This window comes from Scytonema sp. PCC 10023 (assembly GCF_963920835.1).
Lineage (GTDB): Bacteria > Cyanobacteriota > Cyanobacteriia > Cyanobacteriales > Nostocaceae > Kalymmatonema.
Genome location: NZ_CAWUDP010000172.1, coordinates 1 through 11,896, shown reverse-complemented (window position 1 = coordinate 11,896; position 11,896 = coordinate 1). Strand labels below are relative to the sequence as shown.

Below are 11,896 nucleotides of genomic sequence, written 5' to 3'. Positions count from 1 at the left end.
GATTTTGGTGGCAATTTTTTACGATCGCTCTCCTACCCCTCTGAACGGTTACGTTTTGTGCTCCTTGGAAAAACTGAGCATCAGCTCTTTGTGATAAGGCATTGATTAGGAAAAAACTTCCAAATAAAGCAAATAAACCACTCGGAAATTTATAGCGACGATTAAACCTTGAAATCCATTTGAATACCAGTTCAAATTCAGAACGCCATAGAAGCGCACCAGAACCGAAAACACAGAAACCAAAGGTTGCAACATTCGCTAAGTTGGCATTTAATTTTATGTCCAGCAACATTACGGCTGTTGCTCCAATTATTAAAGGATATATGCCCGTTAGAAAATGTTTCTGGCCGGTTCTAGAACGAAAATACCGCCACTCATTAACTTCAGGGCTTTTCGAGAAAACTTCCCTGATTTTCATGCCTCAATCACCTAATTTTCAATATTTGACTCATCCATTACTACTTGATAACGAACATATTAGATAAACGGCTATCTCTCAAGAGCAAGATAAAAATTTGTTTATGACTAAAGGATGATTATTAATCTTTAATAAAAAATTGAAGTGCCTAGAATATACCTACGTATTTTTACTATGAAAACAGAACGCAGAACTGATTCGTAAGAATGCAGAACGTAATTAGGCGGGGATTTAAACCCTCGCCTAATTGTTGACCACCAAATTTTCAATTTTGCTGAGGAACTTTACCCTCTGACTACTTCGCACACAGTTGTACAAGTCCCATAAATCTTGCTGAATTCTGACAACTGTGTTCTGCGTTCTTTTTTGTTAAAACTTACAGCACATTGCAAGTAAATGAAGTACAGCGCTCTTGTCTAAAAGCCAGACAAAAAGCCCTTTTTACTTCTGTAAGCGCAGCGGGCAAGGGAGGGCATATTCTGACTTCTAACTCCTGAATACTGCTGTATACAGTTGTTTTTTAAAAGACACAGAGATTTGATATCAAACTAAAGTAAGATAAAAATCAAAATTCAGACTAAAAAGTTACACTAAAAACCAAAACCATCAAGTACCAATTTTAATGGTATTTAGCTTCGTGCAATTGTGCTGGAAATGATTCAATATCTAAAATTTCGTCAAGTGTGAAATTTATATTTTTGATTTTCTTGTTACTAAATTTGAGTGGTACTAAAAAGCTACAATAGTCTTTAATAAATCAATTAGTGTATACTTTTAAAGCCTATTTATCTGATAACCGCAAATGTAACTAGCTCATGCTCGCTTAGCTAAAAACGTTACACTTGTAGAAATTATCTCCGCAATATCTACTGGATCAAGTAAATAAATCTTTGCCAGAACCTCTTTCTTAATCGTCTCAGAAGCCAAAATTTTGCTGCTTTTTACTTTCTCCACTGGTTTTCTCTCCAAACCTTGACGGTATGCTGATAAAGAAATTTCCCCATCCAAATAAAGTTGTAACGTTCTACTGTCGCCACCGCTTAGCTTTGCCAATTGCCGAAAGTTTTTGGAGTCAGTTTCAGGAATAGTTTTACCCTTCAACCACCGATACACAGTTGAGAAATCTACACCAATACCTTCGGCTAAAGTAGTTTGAGTCCAGCCGTCTTTTAGTAGCTGCTCAATTAATTGAGTCAGCCGCTCTTGGCGTCCCTGCATGGTAGAAGACCCGGAATCATCATTCATCAAAGTTACTTTATGGGTCATACTTACGTGAACTACTTTAGTCTTTAATTCCATTGTGTCTTAACCTTCGCCAAAAAGTACGGTTAGGGTCTGACGCTGTGGAGTTTAATAGTTGGTCATATAGTACTACTTTATAACCAAAACTCTTACATTTACAAGGGTTTGAGGAACTTATCACAAAAAGCTATTACCGAAGAAAGGCAGAGGGCAGAGGGCAGAGGGCAGAAGGAAAGAAGGTAAGCTTTGATACAAAAATAAGTCCTCTGTTCTCTGCCATAAGGTTTAAAGCCCCTGAATTTATTTATGGAGAAAAATAAACGCGTAGCAACTTTATTAAATCCCCCGAATTCATTCGTGGGGACGCCTTCTGCCTTCTGCCTTCGTACTTCTGCCTTCTTAACATAGATGTTTTAAATTTTAGTATAAAAAATTACATTACTAGATTATTAATATTTTTTAAGCACTGATGCCATCAGTATTGCATTGTGCAAGGCTTAATATTGCATACTGCAAATATGGTTGGTGTGTACAAAAGCATCAGTCAAAAATGGAGCATTTAGGTAACCTTCATACGATAAAAAACTTTCAACCTTGTACAGGGAGAAAACATATCAATGTCATCCTCTAACTCCACTGTTGATTTGGATACACTTAACCTTACTCTCACTTACGACAGTAAGGAAGTAGAGTTAAATAAGGACTGTCAGCAAAACAAGGCTAATGGTCAAAGCCTGTCGAGCGTAGAAAATACCCTCAGCGAGGCTGAGGCACAAGAACTAAGGAAGTTGGAAGCTACAGTTGAACGTTGTTTAAAAGCTTTTTGGCAGATAGGACAAGCTCTAAGAGGGATTCGAGATAAACATCTGTATCGACAACAGTACAAAACTTTTGAAGAATACTGTATCACTCGCTGGGAAATGTCTCGGCGTTCGGCTTATCAATTAATTGAGGCAGCCTCGGTTTATGAAAATGTGCGCCATGGCGCACAAATTCTTCCCGCCAATGAGCGCCAAGCTCGTCCTCTCGTGGCACTCTCTCCCGAACAACAACGAGAAGCATGGGCTAAAGCGGTTTCTACAGCTCCAAGTGGCAAAGTCACAGCTGTTCACGTTACCCAAGTTGCAAGAGAATATCAAAGAGCAAGTGTACCGACCACACCCAGGAAACAGAAAACTCTCGAGCCACAAAACCAATCACCTAACAACTCTATACCGTCAACTCTTCGTAGCTGCTGGAATTGCTCTCATTGCAGCCGAGAGTTCCTAGATGATCCCCAAAGCTTTTATTGCTACCAGTTGGGTAAATTGAGCTTCATTGAAAAGGACGGTCATGAACGAGGAGCCAAATGCGAATTCTGGACTTATCGAGGACGAGAGTCAGATGAAATCAAAAAGGCTCGGCTACCATTAAGAGAAACCTTTACCCTAACTCTACAGCTTCCCGCCCACTTGTTACCGCTGATACAAGACGCTGCCAAAGATTCTGGTTTGGTTGTAGTAGACTGGGTAGCAAAGCTTTTGGAAGAGACTGTTTCCAGAAGGAACACAGCCCAAAGTACGCAGATTTATCAGGATTTTGTTGAGATTTCCGCGTCAGAAGTTGTTTAATTTCAAAGAACTGTTGAAGAAGGAACTATTACTGGAGAAAGGTCAATGGTTATTATCTCTCTTAGCTGTACCACAAAGCAGGGGCTTACCGTAAAGGTAGGGCGGCTTTAAGGGAGAGTAGGCTCGGCATTTCCGTAGATATGCGGAGCGCGACTTCTGGATGAGTCAGGTATTCGATTAGTTAAGCACAGGGGTTGTCGTTGCACGAGCTTTGCACTTACCGCCATGTAGCGGCACAAATTTTGTTGTCTGCTTTTTCTCTGACAAATTATATTGTTCTGGCTACGTCTTTAAGCAAACAAGAATTCTTACATAACATCCAGTTGAGTGTTTCGCATTCTGGGGGAGGACAGTCTTGATGCCAGTAGCAAAAGATAATAAGGGGTATACCAGCCCTGAATTACCATGCTGCCAACTGGTGATTACTGGGTTAGACGTCAATGTCCCGCAGGCAACAATAGCCAATAAGCGGCTCAGGAAAACCAAAAACCTTCCTTTCACAGAACCACCACTCTTTGCAAAGAAAAACTACGAGATGATGGCAACAGGTGCACCAATTGTCAGTGCCACTCAAGCGTACCTTAAGCATCCAGACTGGAGTGAGTACGGTAATGGCAGTCTTTACCTCCAAAAACCATTCGGGAAGGGTCGTTATATTGAGTTTTACATACTTCACAAACAGGAGCATCAACCGCAATACCTCTCAGACTGCGCTGAACATAAAATCCTTGAGCAATATGGTGTGATGGCAGCAAGACTCCATGCTGTGTTTGCCACGTATGCTGCTGGGCAAGCGGAACCTTGGAAACAGTCGTTTATTCTGCGTGGTTCGGAACTCATCAAAACACTGAAGGTATACAAAAGCAAAAAGCTGACGAAATCACAAAGACTGAAAGCCATAGCAGATTTGGCTTTGGTTGTTGGGACTCTTGGTGCAGTCATCTACTGGTACGAAGGAGAGTTGAACCTTTGTATCAAAGAGCGCTGTCTACTTTGGATGCTAAGCGTGCAGGAATACAGTCAGCCAAATCTATTTGGAGACCCAGACGAACTTTGCGAAGTTATAATCCGGGTGCAACCAGGTCTTTGGACTTACAACTTCCTCAATTACCAAGGTGAGCAATCAAAAACTGCTTTGTATCAGTACGGGTTTATCCCAAAGCAAGTCTTTGAGATAGATCCACATCGCCAGAAACTTGCCACTAGCTTGGCGCTGTACATTATCCAGAATAGTCGCACTCACAAGAGTGGTACGTACACGATTCATAGTTTACTGAGTGACATTTTGCCATCCTCTCAAATTGAACAGGCAGTTAATGACTATCGGTATGGTTGGAGACTTAAAGAAACGCTAGAAGAGGCATTACTGATTTTAAAAGACAAAGTTGATATAAAAATTGAGTTTGATGATGAAACTTACCCAATGTGGCTCAGACCTTTGTGGGCAATGCCAGATAAACTAAGTTGCCTACCCGTTAAGGAGAGAAATCAACACCTACTGGGAACTAAGCGATTGCCAGATAATTACATCCAAAACTTTTTATTTCCAGCAAAGTTGATATTTAAACTTCCATCTCCAATTCAAAGACGTCTAAATCAATTCAAGCCTGGGAAAACAAACCCACATGATGGCAATCCTCAACACCAGAAAAACGATCCCGGTATTCCTACCTCAACTAGCACTCCTGAACTAGCGGAAACGTCTTCCCAGGCAAACACTACTCCACAAATCATTGAGTTGGCTAGAACTGGTGAGCTTACGGGGACAATTGTACGACAGTTGAGAACAGCCAAGCGTATAAGTCAAAGGCAGGTTGCTAGTGCCATTGGTATGAGTCAAAGTTGGCTACGAAATATCGAAACTGAGGGTAGAGACAAGCCGATTCCACAGAAATATGCGGTCAAACTGAAGGAAGTCTTGGGTATTGTTAGCTAGCGGTTTTCGGTTGCGCTCACACACAGTACTCAGCATAAGTATTTTTGCTTTCTTGAGTACTCAAGTATGGCTAATTAACGCCCCCTCATGTGATAGTTAACGCCCCCTCGTGTGATAGTTAACGCCCCCTCGTGTGATAATTAATTTCTTAAAACGCTTACACCGTAAGAGTTTTAGTTTTGAGTACTCATCTAATCGCATAAAATTGAGTACTCAAACAGGACGCTATTATAAATGACGCACATAAATTTCGCCAACTGGAGCAACAAAGCTCCGCCTCTGCGTCATGAAACGTCAATACACTTCCAAGCGCCATCTCTGTCCCATCTGTAGTAACCATCACGGCTGTGCTACGCGTTCCGACGGTTTAATTGAGTGCCTACGGAGTTTTAGTCAACAGGACGCACCCGCTGGCTATCGCTTCATCAAGCTATTGGGTAACGACATGGGCGGTCTGTTTGTGGAGGAGGACAGCAGTAACCACCAACAGGAAGAACCTCTGTACTCTCAACAGCAGCGGTATTCTCTTAGTAGTAAAGCCAAAAAGCGTTTGAGTGTAGAGGGACGCGTAGATGCCCAGCGGCTTGTCGCCCAACGACATCGCCAATTCCAGTTGCTGTTGCAAACAACTGTGACAAAGCTGAGTACTCAACACTCCTCACACCTACAGCAAAAAAGGCAATTGAGTACTGACGAAATTAACTGGCTTGAGGCATTAGGTTGGTTCAGAACTTGGGAACCAGGTGTTTATGCCCCTATTGGGATAACCACTAATCTCCCTGGCATATCTCCTGTTGGTAAACTTCTAGGAAGAGAGGGGATAGCTGTAGCAGCCCTTGACCCCGATTTTCAGATCACAGGCTTCCAAATTGCTACTTTGCGTACTAGCCCCAAATACATTTGGCTGAGTGGTAGCAATCAAGGGGGAATTGGACCACAATTACCAAATGGAGAACTGCCACTATTTTGCTGGAAACACCCTGATGCCAAAAAGGTGAAAGTGGTGATTCTCTGCGAAGGAGCACTCAAGTCACTACTGACAGCTGTATTGCTATGGCGTTCTGGGCAAACTGATATCACCGTCATCGGTACAGCAAGTGCTGCTCGATATGGTAAGAAAACCCTGAAAGATTATCTTAAACGATTACGCCCTAAAGAAATTCGACTTATGCCGGATGCGGGGGCAATACTCAATCCCCATATTGCATTAGCTAATCAGGTAACCCTACAACGCTGCCTTCTATGGAAATATCGATTGAGTGTGGGTGATTGGGGACAACTGGAGACCAAACAACATTTGGATATCGACGAATTGCTAGGAGCTAATCGTCAAAATGAAATTAAACTGATTACCAGTGCAGCTTACCTCAAGAGCTGCCACATTCATCACCAAATCAGAAAGCTACTCAAACACAGTGCATTCCATCAAGTAGAAGACAAGCTGATTGAGTTGCGACCCCTAGGAGACTCCACAGACAATCTGGATTTAATTCGCCAGTATGCAACAGGTATTGAGTACTGCCGCAAAGGTGGATATCGGGTAGTCGTAGCCTGGAACAATGCAATTATCACACCAGAAGATTTCTTTGCCCTGTGTCCGGAAACAATCCAGAAAGCTTTTGCTGACGTAGATAGAGAGTGGGGAATGCTCTATAAACTTAAGCTGTGGTTCCGGCGGATGGTAGAGCGATATCGACCCAAGAATGGTTTTGGCAGACAAAATCCCATACCACAAACAGTTGAGAAAAGTTTGGATTCGGGAGAAAATGTCAATACAATTGAGTATAAACCAGGTAAATTACCCAGATGGGGTGACTTTGAAGGTCCACCTAGAATTGTGTTTAAAAAAGGGCAGCGGTTGCAAGTTTACTCTGAAGCGATCGCCGCTGGGTGGAAACACATTTTAGACAACAGTTCTACTGGGACATTCAAAAGCCATGATGCAGGGATTGCTCAACCTAAGGCTTTTGGAGTAGACAAGCTGTGGTACTTTACATCTCATGCCAGAAATGTGACTACAGAAACTGTTGAGCGCAATTACAATTATCTGGACGTTCGTAATTCGGGGATGGTATGGGATTATACCCCAAACGGCAAAGCATATTTGAGATGGCCCAAAAATGGAGAAACCCCTGACACAAGCGGTAACTGCTCACGCAGTTCTGTCTTTGCAGCGTTGCGTCAGAAAAATATCTCGATAAATGAAGGTATAGAAAATCCCGTTTGCAAGACTTGTCAAAAACTAGAAGCGTGTCGTTCCTCTTGTGGACCAGGGTTTGGATACCGATACAAGCGACGGGAGACTTTGAAAAACGATCGCATTCTTGCACATCCTGACAGCGCACCAGATACTAAGAACTATGACTGGTTCAATTGTGTCAACTTTTGGGATGAAGCGATGCGGACAGTGCAGCCAATTAGTTCCATTGTCGTACGCGCCACAGACCTTGACCAAGTGATGGCACAGCTGACTATCTACTATCCGGAAATCAACATTCAATTACAATCGGTGTGGAGGGTTCTGCGCCAGTGCTTGACAGGAGAAATCAAGCAACCTCACCACGGGTGGAATGATGTGGCACTGAGAGATATGCTTGGCGTACCACCGGGTAATTTGGATGAAATCATTGCCTTAGTAATGGAGATTCTACATCCCAACCTAGAATCGCTACTCGATACGACTTGGGAGTATGGGGTAAACCTTGTAAACCTTAATGATTTGCCAGGGAAACGAAGAAAACGTTTTGGCTCCCAAAACCTTGAGGTGACACAAAAAATTCAGCACGATATTATTCTCAATTGGTTTGTGCCATTTCTGCAAGTCTGGGGACGACGAATTAAAGGTGCTTTGCGTCTAGACCAAGGTCAGCTTCTAGTGACCACCCGTTCCGAACGACACGCATTGATAGCACGAGCATCTTTGTGCAACATTTACCTGGATGCCACAGCGACCCCTAAGTATTTGTCTTGGTGGATGGATATTGACGAAAAAGACATTCTAACTATTGAGCAAGAGGTATCTTTTAGTAAGAATCTGAAAATCATTCAAGTAACAGGACTAGGACAAGTTTCCAAAAATCGCAGTTCTCATTGCCAAAATAGAGTAGAAGCACTCCGACACGAGTTTAACCTACGTCACCCCGACATCAAATTCATTGATTTTGTGAAGTTTTGTACTGACGGTGATGGAGGGTGGTTCAGGGATAGTCGGGGGTCAAACGATTTCCAAAATGTGACTGCCTTAGCCACTTTTGGCATTCCCTACCAGAACATCGGTTCCCTAGAGGTGCTTTACTTAACATTGGGCGATAGTAATTCTAATTCAAAGGGGACTGTACATGAAGAATTCCAGGACTTCGTGGATTGGGCAACACAGGGAGAAATTAAACAAGCCATTGGACGGTTGCGAGCGCACAACCGCCTCAAACAACAACTTTACTTCTATTTCTGTGCCGATTATGACCTAAGCTTTTTGGAACAGGAACTAGAGTGCATTAATGCTGGTGATATCACTATTGAAGCGGGTTCACTAGATGAGAAATCTTGGTGGGAAGTCAAGCAGACTGTTAAAGAACTTTGGGAACAAGGACAGAAAATTACCCAGTCAGCTGTAGAGGCAGTTTCTGGAATTAGCCAAGGTTACATCTCTAAGCTAGCAACTGAATTTGGTGGGAGTTGGAAACAGTGGCTAAAAATATTCCTATCGTTCTTAAATGCGAATTATAGTAATAGGAATAATTTGGAACATGAGTTGTGTCAGCTACAACAAGAAACTCATTTGATTAAACGCAATATGATACTGTCCTTGGCACAGTACGAATCAAATACTAAGTTGTTATCAGAAATATTTTCTTGGCACAAGCATTTCAACCATCAGTACTGGGAGCATACTATAGAAGCAACTCCTGTGAAAGTGCAAGCGAAAATTATGGCTGCTTTGCTTTCAATATTACCAAAACCGTGGCACCAAGAGTTTTTACACCTTTCGTTAAACGAATGCCTGTTGTAACTATCCAACGTGGCCAAAATGGGTCATGTCCGGGTAAAACTCTTTGCAGTTCTTGATGGATTTGTGTCTGGTTTCTCAAGTTTTCTGGAAAAGCATTCATATCATCATCGCGCATCCATGCTTCTGCTGCTGGCAATTTCTGCTTCTTTGGAACGAGCTTGTTTGAGTCCAAAAATTTCTGATGTTAACCATCCAACTGTATCTCCCTGTTTAGACCAAGGTATCTCATCAAGCCTCATATAACCCTTGAGATGGCGTTAACTTTTGGTCAGGTTATGGTTCACAGTTTGGTCATTTCACCCATTCATCATTAGCACCTCGCCCTTTACCCAAAATCCGCAATTTGCGCTCATGGGGGTCAAAATCCTTCACACAAAGCTGGCTTGTCTCATTGCGGCGCAACGCATTCTCCCACAACAGCCGCAGTAGCGCATAATCCCTCTTGCCTCTTACTGTTGAGCGATCGCATTGCTGGATGACACTGTCGATGGTAGATGCATCCACCCCAGAAGTATCCCGATAAACCCTAACTTTCTCCAGTTCCACACCTTCCAAGGAATAAACGCACACACCCAGCTTGCGTGCAAACTTCACAAGTGACTTGATGGCACTGAGGCGGCGATTAACCGTTGCTTCCTTCAACCCCTGCGCCAATAGCTTTGCCTTATACTTTAAAACCACCGCCACCGCCCGCTTTTCGGTCAGGTGCAAAAACTCCAGCACGCTGTCAGTATTTGGCTCCTCCCCCGTCATCGCCACAAAAAATTTTCGCAAATCCTTCTGGTATTCTCTCCGCGTGCTGGATGCGCGGATATTGGCGAGCATCAAAGCAATCACATCCTGCTCATCCTCTGTTGGCGCAAAATACCGCTCAATCGGGGCTCTTAGAGATTTTTTTAATACCTCCACCGCCGAGTCAATAGGAGTGTCATCATTCCCTGTCGGGAATGCACGCTCTTCTGGATGTGATGTGTCAGACATAGCATTGAGCGCGAAAATGGCACTTTTCGATATCACATCTATTCTCCCCCAATTTCCCCTCTCCTACTCACTTTGAACCGATAAATTTGCAATTACATGTCTTCTACACAAATGTAGTTTAATATACGCGCTTTTTGAGACACCACAGAGGATGGGAGCAACTGGGTTCATATTGGGCGGCGGAGCGCGAAGTGCCGGGTGCGGGCTGCTTCCATCTTCGGTACCCACGACAATCCTTGTAGCCCGTACCCATCTGTGAGAGGTTAAGATAATTGCATTTTTGTCAATCAGTTAAAATACTTAAAATAGCTTGATTGAAAATGATAATAATGTGTGGGAGAGAGGGGAGGCGAGCGTCGCTCGCCTCCCCTCTCTATTATGTGCAAGATGCCTCAAATTATAGTTTTGACTGATGTATTGGAGTTTTGGTTTGGAAATTTCACGAAATAGTGCGAATTCGCTAGCTGGCTCAAACGCTTACTCCACAATCGATTTCACTTTATGCGCGAATTCTGTCGTCTCAAACCCTTATAACTTCGTTGTTCAAATTTCATCTTATGCGCGAACCCACAACCGACAAATTTGTGGCAGAGCGGTGGCTACCATAAACGCGGTAAACTATTCTGTACTAGGGTATATATGTGGTGTATACATGGCTAACGTGGAACGCGAATCGATTAATTTCAAACTCCCCAAATGTCACTGTAAGGATAAGTTGAGCAACTTGCTCACTTTATGGTTTCAAAGAGACTTGCTTAACTTATGCTTACAAAGCCAATGCTTCCAATCGCTCAATAGATAATCCTTGAACTCGCTTGGTATTGGATGCATTTTTTACAGTGTTGATGGACGCGCTTCGGGTAATGTGATAGATGTTGGATGCAATAGAGAGGATGTGTCACTACCAGCAATTCTCATTCACCCCTTTAAGTTGCGCTTACTTCGTGGTACAGACCATCTTTATCGTTGAACTGCCATCCACGTTTAATACTGTCTTTGTCTCTTGTCCAAGATTCAAACTCTTTGGGACTCAGGGTTGTACGTTTTTCAGTTAATGTTGCTACAGTAGTATTAAGTCTGAGAGCTAGTTTATTCTCATCAAGGGGTTGGAGTTGTAGCGGTCGGGAACTAAATTGATAGGGGTAGCCCGATTTGCGGGATTTTGATGAATTGACGCTATATTGAAGTTGCGTTATCACCCCTTCAAATTGAGCGAGTCGAGTACTTATAGCTTCGAGTTTATTCTCCAATACAGTTAACCTACTTTCTTGATGGGGGTTGGTGCTAGTTAGATTAATGCTTTGTTTGAGAAGCCAAAATTCTTCTTCAAGTTGGTATAAACGAACTTCGACACTAGCCTCCACACCAGGTACACCCCCCAAAATATGGTGCAACCCTTGAATTACCAAATCAGTGGCGGTAGTGTTGCGTTGTTCTGCTGCGGCTCTCAGTGCGTCACATAAGGATTTTGGTAATTTGAAGTTGATAGACTCGCGCTCTATTTTCACCATATCTACACTGATGGAGATACAACCGTATAGATATTTTAGAGCGAGAAAGGCACAGCTTACTGATATTTCACATTAAAGTACTGTAAGCATAAGAAAAGCGCAAGTTGCTTACTTTATGCTTTCTGCTTGAATAAACTAGTAGAATATAATCGCTAAAAACCGTATAAAATGACAAGGAGTGCTGACCAC

7 protein-coding genes and 1 pseudogene are annotated in these 11,896 nt (G+C 42.7%); 3 read left to right on the top strand and 5 right to left on the bottom strand.

Features of this window, described 5'->3' with window-relative positions; genetic code table 11:
• Together ACM0OZ_RS45970 and ACM0OZ_RS45965 are read right to left on the bottom strand one after the other, a co-directional pair.
• Positions 1 to 418 (bottom strand): annotated as a pseudogene (locus ACM0OZ_RS45970) (hypothetical protein); the annotation flags it as partial.
• Positions 419 to 1,231: 813 nt separating this feature from the next.
• Positions 1,232 to 1,684 (bottom strand): helix-turn-helix domain-containing protein, encoded by a 453-nt coding sequence (locus ACM0OZ_RS45965; protein WP_414589655.1) that lies wholly within the window; start codon positions 1,682 to 1,684, stop codon positions 1,232 to 1,234.
• 593 nt (positions 1,685 to 2,277) lie between these two features.
• Between ACM0OZ_RS45965 and ACM0OZ_RS45960 the strand changes: the two genes are divergently transcribed.
• The 3 genes from ACM0OZ_RS45960 (at position 2,278) to ACM0OZ_RS45950 (ending at position 9,215) form a co-directional block, all read left to right on the top strand.
• Positions 2,278 to 3,270, top strand: a complete 993-nt coding sequence (locus tag ACM0OZ_RS45960; protein WP_414589654.1) for a hypothetical protein — start codon at positions 2,278 to 2,280, stop codon at positions 3,268 to 3,270.
• A 358-nt stretch (positions 3,271 to 3,628) separates the two neighbouring features.
• Entirely contained in the window at positions 3,629 to 5,206 is a 1,578-nt protein-coding gene (locus ACM0OZ_RS45955) for a helix-turn-helix domain-containing protein (protein ID WP_414589653.1), read from the top strand.
• A 286-nt stretch (positions 5,207 to 5,492) separates the two neighbouring features.
• The gene (locus tag ACM0OZ_RS45950; RefSeq protein WP_414589652.1) at positions 5,493 to 9,215 is read left to right on the top strand and encodes a hypothetical protein; all 3,723 of its coding nucleotides are present in this window, start codon (positions 5,493 to 5,495) and stop codon (positions 9,213 to 9,215) included.
• A 104-nt stretch (positions 9,216 to 9,319) separates the two neighbouring features.
• Here the strand turns inward: ACM0OZ_RS45950 and ACM0OZ_RS45945 are convergent, their stop codons facing one another.
• The 3 genes from ACM0OZ_RS45945 to ACM0OZ_RS45935 all read right to left on the bottom strand — a co-directional run bounded on the left by ACM0OZ_RS45945 (position 9,320) and on the right by ACM0OZ_RS45935 (position 11,707).
• Complete coding sequence (locus ACM0OZ_RS45945) at positions 9,320 to 9,454, bottom strand: hypothetical protein (RefSeq protein ID WP_414589651.1); 135 nt, start codon at positions 9,452 to 9,454, stop codon at positions 9,320 to 9,322.
• 52 nt (positions 9,455 to 9,506) lie between these two features.
• Positions 9,507 to 10,196 carry a tyrosine-type recombinase/integrase gene (locus ACM0OZ_RS45940; protein ID WP_414589650.1) on the bottom strand — a complete coding sequence of 230 codons (690 nt, stop codon included), beginning with the start codon at positions 10,194 to 10,196 and terminating at the stop codon, positions 9,507 to 9,509.
• Positions 10,197 to 11,122: 926 nt separating this feature from the next.
• Positions 11,123 to 11,707, bottom strand: coding sequence for a hypothetical protein (locus ACM0OZ_RS45935; RefSeq protein WP_336231344.1), 585 nt, complete (start codon positions 11,705 to 11,707; stop codon positions 11,123 to 11,125).
• Positions 11,708 to 11,896 lie beyond the last annotated feature (189 nt).

Bases quoted from the DNA above. Each gene is read 5' to 3' on its own strand.
- ACM0OZ_RS45955 (WP_414589653.1), top strand. From the start codon at position 3,629: ATGCCAGTAGCAAAAGATAATAAGGGGTATACCAGCCCTGAATTACCA.
- ACM0OZ_RS45935 (WP_336231344.1), bottom strand. From the start codon at position 11,707: ATGGTGAAAATAGAGCGCGAGTCTATCAACTTCAAATTACCAAAATCC.
- ACM0OZ_RS45950 (WP_414589652.1), top strand. From the start codon at position 5,493: ATGAAACGTCAATACACTTCCAAGCGCCATCTCTGTCCCATCTGTAGT.
- ACM0OZ_RS45965 (WP_414589655.1), bottom strand. From the start codon at position 1,684: ATGACCCATAAAGTAACTTTGATGAATGATGATTCCGGGTCTTCTACC.
- ACM0OZ_RS45960 (WP_414589654.1), top strand. From the start codon at position 2,278: ATGTCATCCTCTAACTCCACTGTTGATTTGGATACACTTAACCTTACT.
- ACM0OZ_RS45940 (WP_414589650.1), bottom strand. From the start codon at position 10,196: ATGTCTGACACATCACATCCAGAAGAGCGTGCATTCCCGACAGGGAAT.
- ACM0OZ_RS45945 (WP_414589651.1), bottom strand. From the start codon at position 9,454: ATGAGGCTTGATGAGATACCTTGGTCTAAACAGGGAGATACAGTTGGA.